The 14,931-nt window shown below is 67.9% G+C and carries 14 protein-coding genes; 7 read left to right on the top strand and 7 right to left on the bottom strand.

Annotated features, from left to right (window positions below):
• Positions 1 to 98: 98 nt before the first annotated feature.
• Positions 99 to 1,049: a tripartite tricarboxylate transporter substrate binding protein gene (locus VHP37_02145; GenBank protein ID HEX2825124.1), complete on the bottom strand. Its 951-nt coding sequence runs from the start codon at positions 1,047 to 1,049 to the stop codon at positions 99 to 101.
• Between the two features lie 114 nt (positions 1,050 to 1,163).
• On the opposite strand from VHP37_02145, the gene VHP37_02140 reads away from it, so the two are divergent.
• The gene (locus VHP37_02140; GenBank protein ID HEX2825123.1) at positions 1,164 to 1,718 is read left to right on the top strand and encodes a sugar O-acetyltransferase; all 555 of its coding nucleotides are present in this window, start codon (positions 1,164 to 1,166) and stop codon (positions 1,716 to 1,718) included.
• A gap of 7 nt (positions 1,719 to 1,725) precedes the next feature.
• On the opposite strand, the gene VHP37_02135 is transcribed toward VHP37_02140, so the two are convergent.
• Positions 1,726 to 2,706: a tripartite tricarboxylate transporter substrate binding protein gene (locus VHP37_02135; GenBank protein ID HEX2825122.1), complete on the bottom strand. Its 981-nt coding sequence runs from the start codon at positions 2,704 to 2,706 to the stop codon at positions 1,726 to 1,728.
• Positions 2,707 to 2,797: 91 nt separating this feature from the next.
• On the opposite strand from VHP37_02135, the gene VHP37_02130 reads away from it, so the two are divergent.
• Together VHP37_02130 and VHP37_02125 are read left to right on the top strand one after the other, a co-directional pair.
• A complete protein-coding gene (locus VHP37_02130; protein ID HEX2825121.1) occupies positions 2,798 to 3,775 on the top strand; it encodes a tripartite tricarboxylate transporter substrate binding protein in 978 nt (325 codons plus the stop codon).
• 45 nt (positions 3,776 to 3,820) lie between these two features.
• A complete protein-coding gene (locus tag VHP37_02125) occupies positions 3,821 to 4,321 on the top strand; it encodes a hypothetical protein (protein ID HEX2825120.1) in 501 nt (166 codons plus the stop codon).
• 8 nt (positions 4,322 to 4,329) lie between these two features.
• Here the strand turns inward: VHP37_02125 and VHP37_02120 are convergent, their stop codons facing one another.
• On the bottom strand, positions 4,330 to 5,295 hold the full coding sequence (locus tag VHP37_02120) for a tripartite tricarboxylate transporter substrate binding protein (GenBank protein HEX2825119.1): 966 nt from the start codon (positions 5,293 to 5,295) through the stop codon (positions 4,330 to 4,332).
• Between the two features lie 283 nt (positions 5,296 to 5,578).
• On the opposite strand from VHP37_02120, the gene VHP37_02115 reads away from it, so the two are divergent.
• The 4 genes from VHP37_02115 to VHP37_02100 all read left to right on the top strand — a co-directional run bounded on the left by VHP37_02115 (position 5,579) and on the right by VHP37_02100 (position 10,992).
• On the top strand, positions 5,579 to 6,544 hold the full coding sequence (locus VHP37_02115; protein HEX2825118.1) for a tripartite tricarboxylate transporter substrate binding protein: 966 nt from the start codon (positions 5,579 to 5,581) through the stop codon (positions 6,542 to 6,544).
• Between the two features lie 31 nt (positions 6,545 to 6,575).
• Complete coding sequence (locus VHP37_02110; protein HEX2825117.1) at positions 6,576 to 7,832, top strand: NADH:flavin oxidoreductase/NADH oxidase; 1,257 nt, start codon at positions 6,576 to 6,578, stop codon at positions 7,830 to 7,832.
• A gap of 137 nt (positions 7,833 to 7,969) precedes the next feature.
• The gene (locus VHP37_02105) at positions 7,970 to 9,496 is read left to right on the top strand and encodes a DUF2868 domain-containing protein (protein ID HEX2825116.1); all 1,527 of its coding nucleotides are present in this window, start codon (positions 7,970 to 7,972) and stop codon (positions 9,494 to 9,496) included.
• Positions 9,493 to 10,992 (top strand): DUF3482 domain-containing protein, encoded by a 1,500-nt coding sequence (locus VHP37_02100; GenBank protein HEX2825115.1) that lies wholly within the window; start codon positions 9,493 to 9,495, stop codon positions 10,990 to 10,992. The genes VHP37_02105 and VHP37_02100 overlap by 4 nt, the downstream gene beginning before the upstream one ends.
• On the opposite strand, the gene VHP37_02095 is transcribed toward VHP37_02100, so the two are convergent.
• Genes VHP37_02095 through leuC form a run of 4 tightly spaced genes read right to left on the bottom strand, consistent with a single transcriptional unit; the run spans position 10,989 to position 14,891 of the window.
• Positions 10,989 to 11,390 carry a VOC family protein gene (locus VHP37_02095; protein HEX2825114.1) on the bottom strand — a complete coding sequence of 134 codons (402 nt, stop codon included), beginning with the start codon at positions 11,388 to 11,390 and terminating at the stop codon, positions 10,989 to 10,991. The two genes, VHP37_02100 and VHP37_02095, sit on opposite strands and share 4 nt — an antisense overlap.
• Positions 11,391 to 11,418: 28 nt before the next feature.
• Entirely contained in the window at positions 11,419 to 12,825 is a 1,407-nt protein-coding gene (locus tag VHP37_02090; GenBank protein ID HEX2825113.1) for an MmgE/PrpD family protein, read from the bottom strand.
• A complete protein-coding gene (gene leuD / locus VHP37_02085) occupies positions 12,822 to 13,457 on the bottom strand; it encodes a 3-isopropylmalate dehydratase small subunit (protein HEX2825112.1) in 636 nt (211 codons plus the stop codon). Before leuD ends, VHP37_02090 begins: the two co-directional genes overlap by 4 nt.
• Before the next feature lie 9 nt (positions 13,458 to 13,466).
• Positions 13,467 to 14,891: a 3-isopropylmalate dehydratase large subunit gene (gene leuC, locus VHP37_02080; GenBank protein ID HEX2825111.1), complete on the bottom strand. Its 1,425-nt coding sequence runs from the start codon at positions 14,889 to 14,891 to the stop codon at positions 13,467 to 13,469.
• Positions 14,892 to 14,931 lie beyond the last annotated feature (40 nt).

The raw sequence follows: 14,931 nt of genomic DNA, 5'->3' as shown, positions 1-14,931 counted from the left end.
AAGGGCAAGGGCGCCAAGCGGCCGCCTCATGCGGGTGTGGTCGCGGCAATGTGTGGGTCTGACCCCCGGCTTCATCGGGGTCAGACCCTGGTTTGTTCCTACTGCGGCTCTATCCCGATCGCCTTGATCACCTTCGCCCACTTCGCCCGCTCGGCGCGCGCCCACGCGGCGAACTGGTCGGCGGGCAGGTAGTGAGGCTGGAACGCCTGGTCCTGGAGACGCTTGCGGATGTCCGGGTGTTCCGCGACCGCGTTGAACACCGCGCGCAGGCGCGCGAGCGCCGCGGGAGGCACCGCCGCCTGCGTGCACAGCCCCTGCCACGACACGACCTCGAAACCCGGGAAGCCCTGCTCGGCGACGGTGGGCACCTCGGGCACATCCGAATCGCGCTTGAGTGAAGTCACGCCGAGCGGCCGCACTTTGCCGCCGCGCAGCGCGGGCAGCACCGACGGCACGGTCGAGGTCATCGCCTCGATGCGGCCGGCGATGAGGTCCAGCACGGCCGCGCTCACGCCCTTGTAGGCGACGAGCACGATGCGGATGTCGGCCTGCATCCGGAAGAGCTCCATCGACAGCGTCGGCGAGTTGCCGAGGCCGGCCGATCCGTAATTGAGCTTGCCGGGATGCGCCTTGGCGAGCGCGATGAACTGCTGGATGTTCCTCGCCGGCAGCGACGGGTGGATCGTGAACACGTTCGGGTTGCTGGCGATCATGCCGATCGCCGCGAAATCGCGATCGGGATCGTACGCGAGCTTCCTGTAGAACGAAGGCGCGACGGCGAGCGAGGCGATGTTGCAGCCGAAGACCGTGTAGCCGTCGGGCGCCGCCTTGGACGCGATCTCGGCGCCGACGGTGTTGCCGGCGCCGGGCCGGTTGTCCACGACGATCTGGACGCCGAGGGCGTCCGCCATGGCCGTGCCTACGGTGCGCGCAATCAGGTCCGACGCGCCGCCGGGGGCGCTCGCCGAGATCCACCGGATCGGGCGGCTCGGGTATTCCCCCGTGGGCGCGGTCGCCGCGGCCGCGCCGCCGGCCGGGAGTGTCAGCATTGCCAGGACAACAAACCGGACGCTATTCATCGTCGGCCCTCCTGTCTCTGACTGCGCGTCCATTATGGACCTCGGCCCGCGGTTTGCGTCTGCGAGTGGAATCGAAACCGGGGAGTGACCTTGACCGAACGCGAAAAAATGCTGGCCGGCGAGCTGTATGACCCGTTCGATGCGGAGCTGGTCCAGGCCCGGAATCGGGCGCGCGATCTTTGCCAGGACCTCAACGCCACGCGCGAAGCGGATGCCGACGAGCGCCGGCGCCTCCTGAAAGCGCTGTTCGGCGCCGGCGGCGACAGCGTCTGGATGCAGCCGCCGTTCTTCTGCGACTACGGCGCGAACATCGAGCTCGGCGAGCGCGTCTTCTTCAACTTCAACTGCGTCGTGCTCGACGTCTGCCGCGTGACCATCGGCGACTACACCCTGTTCGGACCGGCGGTGCAGATCTACACGCCGATGCACCCCTTCGAGGCCGAGCTGCGGCGCAAGCAGGAGTACGGCAAGCCGGTGACGATCGGCTCCGACGTCTGGGTCGGCGGCGGCGCGATCATCCTCCCCGGGGTGCGCATCGGCGATCGCGCGGTGATCGGCGCAGGCAGCGTGGTGACGCGCGACGTGCCCGACGCCGTGTTCGCCGCGGGGAATCCGTGCCGGGTGATACGCGAGCTGTGACGGAGTGTCACTCCGCCTTCGCGCCGGATTCCTTGACCACCTTCGCCCATTTCCCGATCTCGTTCCTGAGAAAAGCCGCGAACTCTTCCGGCGAGTTCGGCTTCACCGCTTCGAGCCCGACGCCGTGCAGCGCCTGGAGCACCTCGGGCTGAGCGAGCGCGCGCGTGATCTCGCCGTGCAGCTTCATGATGACGTCGCGCGGCGTGCCCGCCGGCGCGAGAAAGCCGTACCAGCCGAGCACTTCGTAGCCTTTGAGCCCCGCTTCGGCGAACGTCGGAAGCTCGGGCATCAGCGCCGAACGCTGCGCGCTCGTCGTCGCGATGCCGCGCAGGCGATGCGCCTTGAGCTGAGGCACGACGGAAGACAGGCTGACGAACGCCATGTCGACGTGGCCGCCGATGAGATCGGTCACCGACTGCGACGCGCCGCGATACGGCACGTGCACGATGTTGACGCCGGCCATCGACTTGAAGAGCTCGCCCGAGAGATGCGGCGTGGTGCCGTTGCCCGACGAGGCGTAGGAGAGCTTGCCGGGGCTCGCCTTCGCCAGCGCGATCAGCTCCTTGAGCGAGCGCACCGGCACGCTCGGATGCACGACGAGCACGTTCGCGCCGCTGACTGCAAGGGTGATCGGCGCGAAATCGCGCAGCGGGTCGTACGCGAGCTTCCTGTAGAGGCTCACGTTGACCGTGAACGCCGGCTGCGCGAGTAAGAGCGTGTGGCCGTCCGCAGGCGACTTCGCCGCGATGTCGAAGCCGATGTTGCTGCCTCCGCCCGGGCGGTTGTCGACGAGTACCTGCTGGCCCAGCGTCGTCGTCAACCGCTGCGCCAGCGTGCGCGCGATGATGTCGGTCGCGCCGCCCGCGGCGACGGGAACGATGATGCGCACGGGTTTCGTCGGATAGTTTTGCGCCGTTGCGATCGGGCTCGTCAGCGCAGCCGCAAGCACGAACGCGCTTGCGATCGTAGACAGTACCATTCGGTGCATGGTTCTCCTCGCGTAGGTTTTTCACCGATTGTAGAGCCTGAAGCTGCGCGATAATCCGCTGGCTCCAGAGAAACTCCTCGAGAAGAAATCCATGTCGAAAATGATATTCGCGGCCGCCGCCGCCTCCGCGCTCGCTCTGTCGTCCATGACGGCCGGCGCCGCAACCACTCAGGACTATCCGGTAAGGCCGGTGCGCCTCATCATCCCATTCGCGCCGGGCGGAAGCTCCGACCTCGTCGCACGCCCTGTGGCACAGCTCATGTCGGAGCGGCTCGGCCAGTCGATCGTGGTCGACAACCGCGGCGGCGCCGGCGGCGTGGTAGGCGGGCAGATCGTCGCAGGCGCGCTGCCCGACGGTTACACGCTGCTGCTCGCGAGCAGCAGCGGCATGAGCGTCGCGCCGATCTTCACCAGGCTGCCCTACGACCCGTTGCGCGACTTCGCGTCGGTCGGGCAGATCATCTTCTCGCAGTACGCTTTCGCGGTGCGTCCGTCGCTGAACGTGCGCACGGTGAAGGACGCGGTCGACCTCGCCCGGGCGAACCCGAAGAAGCACACCTACGGCTCGCCCGGGCGCGGCACGATCGGGCACCTCGCGGGCGAGCTCTTCAACAGCATGGCCGGCGTCGACCTGCTCCACGTGCCGTACAAAGGCGCCGGCCCGATGATGGTCGATGCGATCGGCGGGCGTATCGACTTCGCCTTTTCGGGGTTGTCGGGAATGCTGCCGCAGATCAGGAGCGAGAAGCTGCGTGCGCTCGCGGTCACGGGCGCGAAGCGTGCCGCAGCGACGCCCGACCTGCCCACGCTGTCCGAAGCCGGGCTGCGCGGTTACGAGGCGAGCGTGTACTACGGGCTGATGGGACCTGCGAAGCTGCCGTCTCCCGTCGTGACGAAGCTGAACGCAGCGCTGCAGCAAGCGCTGAAGAATCCCGAGCTCACGCGCACCTTCGTCAATCAGGGCAACGACCCCGCGCCGAGCACGGCGGAGCAGCTGCACGCACTCATCGGCCGCGATCTCCAGAAGTGGTCGAAGCTCGCCAAGGACGCGAAGATCAACGTGGATTAGACTTCACGAGCACGATCCCGGCCCATACCGCCAGAGACAGTCACGATGATTCATGCGAAAGACGGAACCGAAGTACTCGAGAACCTGCAGCCGGTGAAATCGCCCGGAACCGGCGTCGAGCATTGGGGATCGTCCTACTTCGGGCCGCGCTACAGCACCGCGGAAGCGTCGGCGCAGCCGCAGAAGCTCAAGCCGAGCAAGCGCCGCAACTGGATCTCGTCGCACATCGCGCTGTCGACGCGGCCGGTGCTGCAGTACCGCAGGGAAGTCGCGTGGGAACCGGTGTTCGATCCTTCGAAGATCGTCGACGAGCTCTCGGCTCAGTTGGTGAGGCTCGGCGGCGGCATGTCGGCCATGGGTCCCGACCCGAAAGCCGGCGGCGGCTATTACCTCTTCGTCGCGAACGGCAGCCTCGAGCTGAACGGCGAGACGCTGCCGCAATGGTCGATGCTTTACGTCGACACCAGCGAAGACAAATTCGAGATACGCGCCGGCCGCCACGGCCTCGAGGCGCTGGTCATGCAGTTTCCGCGGGACGACGACTAGCATGACGCTCACTGCTTCGCGATACCGGCATCGGCGATGAGCTTGCGGTAGCGCTCGATGTCGGCGCGGATGTGTTTTCCGAACTCCTCCGGCGTCGATCCGACGATCTCGTTCGCACCTTCCGTGAGAACGCGCCGCACATCGGGGGCGGCGAGCGCCTTCACCACCTCGTTGTGCACCCGGTTGACGATCTCGCGCGGTGTGCCTGCCGGCAGCACGACCGACTGCCATGCGTCGAAGCGATAGCCGGGCACGCCGCTCTCCGCGATCGTCGGCACCTCCGGCAGCGACGGCGATCGCGCCGGGAGCGTGACACCGAGCGCACGCACGCGACCGTTCTTCACCAGCGGGATCGACGTGATCAGCGTGTCGAACATGAGCTGGATCTCGCCCGACAGGAGCGACGTCAGCGCCGGTGCGCTGCCTTTATAGGGCACATGGCTCATCTTCACCTTCGCCATCAGCCTGAACATCTCGCCCGCGAGATGGTTCGAGCCGCCGGTGCCCGAGGTGCCGTAAGAGAGCTCGCCCGGCCGGGTGCGCGCGAGCGCCACGAGATCGCTCACGCGCCTCACCGGCAAGGCCGGATGCGCGATGAGGACGTAGCCGTAGCGCGTCATCTGCGTGACCGGCACGAAATCGGTCAGAGGATCGTAGGGAAGCTTCGTATAGAAGACCGGGTTGATGGCGAGACTGCCCTGCACGCCGAGCAGCCACGTATAACCGTCCGGCTTCGACTTCGCGACGTACTCGGTGCCGATGATCGTGTTCGCGCCGCTGCGGTTGTCGATGATGACCTGGGTGCCCCATTGCTCCGAGACCTTGGCCGCGACGGTCCGCGCCACGATGTCGCCCGCGCCGCCGGGCGAAAGCGGGACCACGAAGCGCACGGGTCGGGTGGGATAGGTCTGGGCCGATGCGCTCGGCAGAGCGGCCGCGGCAGCCAGCACGAATAGTCCGATAAATCCATTCATCTTCATTCATGTGCTCTTGGTAACTCTCTCGATCGTAACCGAGTTATGCGCGCGCGCACCGTGCGTGGCTGAGCGGTTATGACGAAGCGCATTCGCGCTACAATCCGCGCCGTGACTCCTCTCGCGCGTCTTCTGCATCCGCCTTCCCTCGCGTAGCTTCACCGTACGCGTGTCGTCGCGGTTCGTCCCGAATTCACGACGACGCGTCTCGTAACTTCTCTACGATCGAAGCATCACGCGGCCACGCGCGCGCCGCCGCAACGCGCGCCGCGAGGCAGGAAACATGAAGATTCGATTGGTACTGACGATATTTCTTGCGGTTGCAGCCGCGGCACCGGCGGCAAGCCAGCAGTACCCCGCCAAACCGATCCGTTTCATCGTTCCGTTCGCTCCCGGCGGCAGCTCCGATATCCAGGCCCGGGTCATCGGTCAGAAGCTCACCGAGGCATGGGGGCAACCGGTGATCGTGGAGAACCGCGCCAGCGGCGGCGGCATCGTCGGCGCCGAGATTGCCGCGCACGCGGTTCCCGACGGTCATACGCTGTTCCTCGGGCACGTCGGCACACAGGCGGCGAATCCCAGCCTCTACGCCAGGCTGCCGTACGATCCGGCCCGGGACTTCATTCCCGTGATCCAGACGATTACGCAACCGCTCGTCCTGGTCGTGCCGCCCACTTCGAAGATGGACACCGTCTCCGACCTGATCGCGTCGGCACGACGGGAGCCCGGCAAGCTCTTGTACGCCTCGGCAGGCAACGGCAGTCCCAACCACATCGCCGGCGAGATGTTCAGGGCGATGGCGAAGCTCGACCTGGTGCACGTGCCTTACAAAGGGTCGGCCCCGGCCGAGATCGACCTCATGGCAGGCCGCGTCACTGTGTTCTTCGACACCATGCTGTCGGCCATGCCGTTCATCAGGGACGGCAGGCTCAGGGCTCTGGCGGTCACGAGCAGCCAGCGCTCCGCGACGCTGCCTCGAGTTCCGACCGTGGCGGAGTCGAGCCTTCCGCAGTATGAGCTCATGACCTGGAACGGCTTCTTCGTTCCGGCCGGAACGCCGCAGCCGATCGTGGCGAAGCTCAACGGCGAGATCGCACGCATACTGTCGCTTGCCGATACTCGACGACGGCTGGCCACGGACGGCGCCGAGATCGCGGCGGGGTCGCCTGAAGCGTTCGCGTCATACGTTCGACGAGAGCGGGACAAGCTCGCCGCGGTAATCAGGTCCGCCGGTATTCGCATCGAATAAACTGCGCTTTTCGACGAAAGGGAACCCGCCGATGGCCGACGACGATCGACTGCACACCGATGCCGGCGCAGCGCCGCCGAAGCTGTTCGAGCCGATCAAGCTGCGCTCGATCATCGCACGCAACCGCATCGTCGTATCCCCGATGTGCCAGTACGCATCGGTCGCCGGCAGCCCGACCGACTGGCATCTCGTGCACTTCGGCAAGTTCGCCGCGGGCGGCGCCGGCATCGTGTTCGGCGAAGAGACCGCGGTCGAAGCGCGCGGACGCAAGACCTACGAGTGCGCCGGCATCTACGACGACCGGCACACGCGCGAATACGTGCGCATCACCGACTTCATCAAGGCGATGGGCGCGGTGCCCGCGATCCAGCTCGGCCATTGCGGCCGTCGCGCCGGCACTCACGGTGCGATGCAGAACTGGAAGCCGCTCACCGAAGAAGACGCGCGCGCGGGCCGGCCGCCATGGCCCGGCATCTCGGCGAGCGCGGTGCCGACGCGCCCCGGTGCGCGAGTGCCGCTGGAGATGACGCTCGACGACATCCGCACGAACATCGCCGCATGGAAGGAAGCCGCACGGCGCAGCGCCGACGCGGGCTTCGATCTCTGCGAGATCCACGGTGCGCACGGTTATCTCATTCACCAGTTTCTCTCGCCGCTGTCGAACAAACGCACCGACGCATACGGCGGCGACCTCCAGGGCCGCATGCGTTTCGCGCTGGAGATCGTCGACGCGGTGCGTGCGGCATGGCCCGCCGATCGGCCGCTGTTCTTCCGAACGTCCGCGGTCGAAGGCGCCGGCGGCGAATGGGTGCTGGAGCACACGCTCGCGCTCGCGAAGGCGCTGAAGGATCACGGCGTCGACGTCGTCGACATCTCTTCCGGCGGCGTCATGGGCGACAGCGAATTGCCGGCGATACCGCGCGTGCCCGGCTATCACGTCGGCTACTCGGGCACGATCCGGCGCAAGTGCGAAGTGCCGACGATGGTGGTCGGGCTCATCACCGAGCCCGAACACGCCGAACGCATACTGGGCGATGGGCACGCCGACCTCATCGCCCTGTCGCGCGAGCTCATGTACAACCCGAACTGGCCGGTGCATGCCGCGATGGCGTTGGGTCACCGCGATCCGATGGCGTTCCTTCCGCCGCCCGAAGCGTATCGATTGCGCGGCAGGCTGGAACAGGTGAAGGAGATCGCGCCGGGCAGCGAGGTCACGATCCCGTTCGGTCACGGGGTCGACGTGCCGTATTCATGGCATGCCGGCTGTGCATGGCCCGGCTCGGACTGAGCGGGCGAGCGTCCTTCGCCACGCGCCGTCGCTGACCGTGGCGCGGGTATCATCAGGCACACGAGGAGCGAGGAGCGAAGGCCGCGGGCACCGCGCCGCCTGCTGAAATCGAGCAACGAATTTCAAGAACGTCGCGGATGCGAGAAGCTCAGCTTCGAAAAGTACTGCTGGTCAGAGCCGTAGAGGAAGCCGAAGGGACCGCGCGTCTGATCCCCGAGGCCGAGCGCAGGAGCGCTACGCGCGAAGCCGCCCGAAACACCGGCGACCCGCCGAACGGCGATGCCGCGCGGGAGGGCGGCGCGCTGACGCGGCGTGCGCAGGCCATGCTCGCCGCGAGAGCGGAGCTTCTGATCGAGCCGGTGCTCCGCGACCACCGTTTCGTCGATTCGGTCTTGCGCCTCGCCGGCGGGTCTGCGACGGCCGGCTGGCTCCTCGTCCTGACGAGCGTGGTGCTCGGCGGCGCATTGTCGGTGCTCGACGGCACGCGCCGCATCGACATCCTGTCGCGTCCGCTCCTCGCGCTCGTCCTGTGGAACCTGCTGGTGTACGCAGTAGTGATCGCAACCGCCGCGGGCTCGACCGCCGGGCGCCGTGCGAACCGCCCGGTCCTGCGCGCGCTCGCGGCGGAGAGCGTGCTGCGCAGGGTGCGGCATATGGTCGCGCGCTCGGCGCGATACGACACGGCGCTCGCAAGAGCGCTCGAGAGCTTCGTGCGTCAATGGACCGAAGTCGCAAAGCCGCTGCTGGTGGCGCGGGCCACGCGTCTCTTTCACTTGTGCGCGGCGGCCGCGGGGCTCGGCTTCATCGGCGCGCTCTACCTGCGCGGCCTCACCATCGACTATTCGGCAGGCTGGGAAAGCACTCTGCTGGATGCGGAACGGGTGCGCACGTTCGTGTCCGTCTTCTACGGCCCGGCTTCCGCGCTCTCCGGAATCGCCCTGCCCGACGCGCCGCACCTCGAGGCGATCCGGTGGGCCGACGGTGCGGGCGGCGAGCGCGCCGACTACTGGATACATCTGCTCGCCGCATCCGTCGCGATCTATGTCGTGGCGCCGCGTCTGGTGCTTGCGTTCGCGGGCATGCTCGCGGTCTGGCGGCACGCGCTGAACATTCCGTTGCCGCAGGGGCTCGCGGCGTACTTCGCCAGGACGTTCGGCGAAGGACAGGCCGGGGGCCTTCGTGCGGTGACCGTCGCGCCGTACGGGTACGAGCCCGCGGGCGATGCGCCGGCGCGGCTCTCGCAGCGGCTGCGCTCCGCGCTCGGCGAAGGCGTCGCGATCGACTGCATAGCCGCCGTGCGCTATGGAGACGAGGACGGCCTGCTGCGTGACGCGCGGCAGGCGCGCGACGGCGTAGCGCTCGCGCTGCTCGTCAATCTCGCGGCGACGCCCGAAGAGGAGAACCATGGCGCGGCGATCGGACGGCTGCAGGCGCGCCTCGCGCACCACACCTCCGGAGGTGGTCTGGTGCTCGTCGACGAAGGGCCTTACGCGGCGCGCATGCAGGCGCTCGGCGGCGCGGCGGAGCGCATGAACGAGCGCCGGCGCACGTGGAAAGCGTTTGTGGAGCGGCATGGAGCGCAGCCGTGCTTCATCAACCTCGCCGACGACCCTCCGCCGGCGGAAGAAACCGAGCGCCTCAAGGCGGCGGTGTTACGGCGATGACGACCGCGATCGACATCACGCTCGTGTCGCACACCAACGCGGGCAAGACGACCCTGCTGCGCACGCTCGTGCGGCGCGACGTCGGAGAAGTCGCGGACCGCGCCCACGTGACCTCGCGTGCCGACGCGCACGTCCTGGTCGAGACTCCCGAAGGCGACGTGCTGCGCCTGTGGGACACTCCGGGCTTCGGCGACAGCGTGCGGCTGCTCAAGCGCCTGCGCATGAGCTCCAATCCGATCGGCTGGTTCCTCACGCGAGTCTGGGACCGCTATACCGATCGCCCTTTCTTCAACAGCCAGATCGCGATCCGCAACGTCCGCGAGCGCACCGACGTCGTGCTGTACCTGGTGAACGCCGCCGAAGACCCGGCTTCGGCGGCCTACGTCGACGTCGAGCTGCGTATTCTCGACTGGATGAAGAGGCCGGTGCTCGTGCTCCTCAACCAGATGGGCGCGCCGCGGCCTCGCGACCAGGAAGCGGCGGAAGAGGAGCTGTGGCGCGCGCACATCGCGCGGCATCCCGCTGCGGTGGGACCGGTCGCGATGGACGCATTCGCGCGCTGCTGGGTGCAGGAGGACCGGCTGCTGGCCGCGGTGGCGGATCTGCTCGCAGGGGGCAAGGCGGCTGCGTTCGATCGCATCCGCACCACGTGGCGCACGGGCAACCTCACGATCTTCGTGCGATCGATGGAGATCCTCGCGAAGCAACTGGCGCTGGCAGCGACCGATCGCGAAGCGCGCAGCGCCCCGGGACTCGCGCACCGGCTCACGCGCTGGCTGAAGCAGTGGCGCACGAGACCGGCGCAGCTCGAGCCCGAGGTCGAGGCCGCGATGAACTCGCTCGGCGAGCGGCTGGCGGTGTCGGTGAAGGAAGCAACCGACGAGCTCATCGCGCTGCACGGGCTGTCGGGCCGCAGCGAGAAGCTCATCCTCGAGCGTCTCGCCGGAGACGCGGCTGTCGTGAAAGAGCCGGTCGACGTCGGCGCGACGGGCGTGCTGGGCGGCTTCGTCACCGGCGCCGCCACCGGGCTTGCGGCCGACCTCGTCGCCGGCGGCATGTCGCTCGGCGCCGGCGCGCTCATCGGTGGCATCGTGGGCGCTTTCGGCGGCGCCGGCGCCGCGCACGCCTACAACCTCGCGCGCGAGGCGGACGAGCTGCACGTCGGATGGTCGGGGAAATTCCTCACGCAGCGCGTGCAGGCGGCGCTGCTGCGCTATCTCGCGATCGCGCATTTCGGCCGCGGCCGCGGCGACTGGATCGAAGGCGAGTATCCGCCCCACTGGCAGACGCGCGTATCCGGGTTGGTATCGCGCAACGCGCAGGCGCTCGAAGACGCGTGGGGCGCCGCACACCGCGGGGCGTCGCCGAATGAAGTCGCGCAATGGCTGCAACCGATCATGACGCGCCTGGCGGCCGAAACGCTGGTGCGGCTCTATCCGGAGTCCGCGCGGATTTTCGAGGCGGCGGACGCGCGCTCCGCCGCCTGCGACCTTTAGACTTTTTCTTCGACGTCCGCGGGGATGCACCACACCCGCTGCACGTGCTCCGCGGTCGCGATGTCGAAGTGGATGCCGTTCGGGTCGCGATACTTGCGCTCCGACTTCGGCCCGCCGCCTACGCCCTTGATCTGGCCGTGATACACGCCGCCGCTGCCCTCCACCTTCGCCGCGGCGTCTTCCATCTCGTCGATCTGGAAGCCGATGTGGTGCAGGCCCCGACGCCCTTCGGCGTTGATGTTCTCGGAATGGATGATCGCGAGGCTCATGACCCCGTCGGACATCATGATGGCCACGTCGGACTGGCGCACGCGCTTCATGTCGAATGCCTGTTCGTAGAACCGGGCGGTCTGTTCCATGTCGTCCACGGTAATTGCGATGTGTCTCAGCTTGGCCATGAGGGCTCCTTCTTCGTTGTGTGGATGATCAACCTGCGACGGCGGCTTGCCGCGAGGGCTTCGCACGCGCGGCGCCGGCGAGCGCCGCCACGCTGGAACACTGTTCGAGCGCCTGGATCGATTCGAAGAGCGCGCGCGCATCGAGCGGCAGCCCCGACCACGCGGCGCAGTCCTCGAACTTCGCCCACAGCTCGGAAGGCGCGAGCGGCGCTTCCGCGTCTCCGCGGGCGTGCCTGACGTGCTCGCTTTCCAGCTCGCGGCCGTCGGCGAGGACGACGCGCACCACGTCGTACGGCGAATAGCCGGACGTGCCGGCCATCTCCTCCGGGTTGATGTCGATCTGCACGCGCTCGACGAGCTGCTGCACGGCCGCGGATTGCACGAACTCGTCGGTGAGGTCCCGCAATCCTACGCGCCGCTTCAGCAGCGCGCACGCCAGCGCGAACTCGATGCTGAACTTCGCGTCGATGGCGCTCTGCGGCCGGTGGTTCTTGAGGATCACGTTGTGCGACGCGCTGAAGCGCACGGTCATCGCGTGCACGTCTTCGCCCGCGAGATCGTGCTCGCGCGCGAGTCCCAGCATCGCATCGATCGCCCGGTGCGCGCGATAGCACACCGGATACTGCTTGATCGCGAGACCCTGGTCGACGATGCGCCAGCGCGAGGGCGGCAGCGCCGCTGCGCCTCTGAGGTCCAGCTCGCCCCTGGGGGACAACGCGGCAAGAAAACCCTGCTCGTGCTCCAGCGCATCGGCCGCGGCGGTCACGCCTTCGCTCGCGAAGCGCGCGGCGAGCAGGCCGCAGGCCGCGGCCTTGCCCGCATGCATGGGCTTGGTCATGAAGCCGAGGTTCGCCATGACGCCGCTCGCTTCCGAAGCGGCGATGCCGAGCGCGTTCCTCGCCTTCACCGCGTCGAGCCTTCGCAGCGAAGCGCAGGCCGCGGCCGCGCCGAGCGCCCCGAACACGCCGGTCGGATGCCAGCCCTTGCGCTGGTAGTTGCCGCGCTCGCGCGAGATCAGCTCGCCCCACGTCTCGTAGCCGGCGATGTACGCGAGGAGCATATCGGCGCCGGTCGAGCCGAGCGTCTCGGCTTCGGCCAGGATCGCGGGAACGAGCACGGCGCTGGGGTGGCTGCCCTTGAGCGCCACGTCGTCATAATCGAGGACGTGGGCGGCGGTGCCGTTCACCCATGCCGCGATCGGCGCGGTGGTATGCCTGCCGCTGAAATACAGCGATGCCGCTCCGCCTGCGGGCGCATCGATCTCGAAGGCTTTCTGAACCGCCGCGACCGCCGGCTCGCGTGAGCCGGCGAGCATCGCACCGATACAGTCGGCGATGCCCTGCTTCGCAATGCGTCGCGCGGCCTCCGGGACGTCTTTGATGCGCGTGCATGCGATGAACTCGCCGAGGACGGCCGTGAGACCGGCCCCGCTCATCGCACCAGCACCTGCATGTTCGCGCCGGTGAGCCACGGCGTCTCCGCTTCGAGCTTGCGCTCGAGCGCGTCCCGCTGCCCGGCGAGCTTCTGCGTCGCGGCGATATCGTCCATGCCTTCGAGCATACGCTCCTTGCGCGCGGGCTCGATCTCGAAGCGATGCTGACCGCCCGCCGGATCGGTGACGGTCTGGCCGGGCAGGTCGATCGTGATCTCGGCGCCGGGTTTGTCGTGAAGCTGCTTCAGTATCGCGCGCACCGTGTCCTCGGGCAGTACCACCGGCAGCAGCCCGTTCTGGTAGCAGTTGCTCGCATAGAACGGCCCGAAGCTCGGCGCGATCACCGCGCGTATGCCGAAATCGACGACCGCGTACACCGCGCCTTCGCGCGTCGAGCCGCAGCCGAAGTTCGGCCCCGCGACGAAGATCTTCGCGCGGTTGTAAGGCTCGCGGTCGAGCAGGAAATCGCCCTTGAGCTTGCCGTCGGCGTCGTAGCGGTCGTTGTAGAAGAGAAAATTACGATAGCCCACCGTCAGGGGCTGGCGCAGGTAGCGCTGCGGGATGAGCATGTCGGTGTCGATGTCGGCGCGCTCGAGCGGCGCGGCGACGGCGGTGAGTCGGGTAAACGGTTCCATGAATCGCCCCTAGTCGAGTGTGCGTACGTCGGTCAGATGTCCGGTCACGGCCGCGGCCGCGGCCATCGCGGGGCTCACCAGGTGGGTGCGCACCCAGCGGCCCTGGCGGTTCTCGTAATTGCGCGGCGACGTCGACGCGCAGCGCTCGCCCGGCTGCGCGAAGTCGCCGTTCGAACCGACGCACATCGAGCACGCCGAGTCGCGCCATTCGAAGCCGGCGTCCTTGAAGATGCGGTCGATCCCCGCCGCCTCGGCGCGCCGCTTCACGTCGCTCGAGCCCGGGGAGACCATCGCCGGCACGACCGCGCGCCGTCCTTTCAGGATCTTCGCGGCCGACACCAGGTCGTCGTAGCGCGCATTGGTGCACGAGCCGATGAATACGCGATCGACCGCGATCTCGGTCAGCGCCTGTCCCGGCGTGAGCTGCATGTAAGCGAGCGCGCGTTCGATGTGGCCGCGCTGCTGGGCGGTCTTGGCGTCGTCCGGGTGCGGCACGCGCGCCGTGATCGGCAGCGCATGCTCCGGCAGGTTGCCCCACGTCACCATCGGCGCGATGTCTTTCGCGGCGAGCGTGACCTCCTTGTCGAAGGCGGCGCCTTCGTCGGTCGGGAGCTTGCGCCAGAACGCGAGCGCCCGCTCCCAGTGCTCGGGCCCGGGCGCGAACTGGCGGCCCTTGAGATACGCGAAGGTCGTCTCGTCGGGCGCGACCATGCCCGAGCGCGCGCCCATCTCGATCGACATGTTGCACACGGTCATGCGCTCATCCATGGTCATGCCGCGGATCGCCGAGCCCGCATACTCGATCACGTGCCCGTTGCCGCCCGACAACCCGACTTTCCCGACGATCGCGAGGATCACGTCCTTGGCCGTGATGCCGGGAGGCAGGTCCCCGTTGACGGTGGCGCGCAGCGTCTTCGGCTTGCGGAACCACAGCGACTGCGTGGCGAGGATGTGCTTGATCTCGGATGCGCCCACGCCGAACGCGAGCGCGCCGAACGCGCCGATGCTCGTGGTGTGGGAATCCGCGGCGGTGGTCACCATGCCCGGCTGCACGACCGCGAGCTCCGCGGCGACGACGTGCATGATGCCCTGCCGCGGGTCGTCCATCCCGATGAACGGAACGCCGAAATCGAGCGTGTTCTTCTCGAGCTGCTCGATCATGCGGCGGATGTCGACGTCGCGTATGGCCGCGACGCCCGCCGCCCGGTTGAGCGACGGGGCGTAATGATCGGCGATGGCGAACTGCTTCAGCGGCCGATGGATGCGGCGGTTCTCGAGGCGCAGCGCATCGAAGGCGTAGAACGGACCTTCGTGCACGAAGTTGCGGTCGATGTAGATCAGCGACTCGCCGTCGTCGCGCTTCGAGATGACGTGGCGATCCCAGATCTTCTCGAACATGTTGCGCGGCCGGTTCGCCGCAGTGCCGTCACTCATTGCGTTCTCCTTTGACCGTCCTGCCGTCCTTGAGATGGGC

It is taken from the genome of Burkholderiales bacterium, assembly GCA_036262035.1.
In the GTDB taxonomy this organism is placed as follows: domain Bacteria; phylum Pseudomonadota; class Gammaproteobacteria; order Burkholderiales; family SG8-41; genus JAQGMV01.
The sequence above is the reverse complement of the archived record's forward strand: the minus strand, read 5'-3'. Positions and strand labels throughout refer to the sequence as shown.

Bases quoted from the DNA above. Each gene is read 5' to 3' on its own strand.
- VHP37_02145 (HEX2825124.1), bottom strand. From the start codon at position 1,049: ATGCTGACACTCCCGGCCGGCGGCGCGGCCGCGGCGACCGCGCCCACG.
- VHP37_02135 (HEX2825122.1), bottom strand. From the start codon at position 2,706: ATGCACCGAATGGTACTGTCTACGATCGCAAGCGCGTTCGTGCTTGCG.
- VHP37_02130 (HEX2825121.1), top strand. From the start codon at position 2,798: ATGTCGAAAATGATATTCGCGGCCGCCGCCGCCTCCGCGCTCGCTCTG.
- VHP37_02125 (HEX2825120.1), top strand. From the start codon at position 3,821: ATGATTCATGCGAAAGACGGAACCGAAGTACTCGAGAACCTGCAGCCG.
- VHP37_02120 (HEX2825119.1), bottom strand. From the start codon at position 5,295: ATGAATGGATTTATCGGACTATTCGTGCTGGCTGCCGCGGCCGCTCTG.
- VHP37_02115 (HEX2825118.1), top strand. From the start codon at position 5,579: ATGAAGATTCGATTGGTACTGACGATATTTCTTGCGGTTGCAGCCGCG.
- VHP37_02110 (HEX2825117.1), top strand. From the start codon at position 6,576: ATGGCCGACGACGATCGACTGCACACCGATGCCGGCGCAGCGCCGCCG.
- VHP37_02105 (HEX2825116.1), top strand. From the start codon at position 7,970: ATGCGAGAAGCTCAGCTTCGAAAAGTACTGCTGGTCAGAGCCGTAGAG.
- VHP37_02100 (HEX2825115.1), top strand. From the start codon at position 9,493: ATGACGACCGCGATCGACATCACGCTCGTGTCGCACACCAACGCGGGC.
- VHP37_02095 (HEX2825114.1), bottom strand. From the start codon at position 11,390: ATGGCCAAGCTGAGACACATCGCAATTACCGTGGACGACATGGAACAG.
- VHP37_02090 (HEX2825113.1), bottom strand. From the start codon at position 12,825: ATGAGCGGGGCCGGTCTCACGGCCGTCCTCGGCGAGTTCATCGCATGC.
- leuD (HEX2825112.1), bottom strand. From the start codon at position 13,457: ATGGAACCGTTTACCCGACTCACCGCCGTCGCCGCGCCGCTCGAGCGC.
- leuC (HEX2825111.1), bottom strand. From the start codon at position 14,891: ATGAGTGACGGCACTGCGGCGAACCGGCCGCGCAACATGTTCGAGAAG.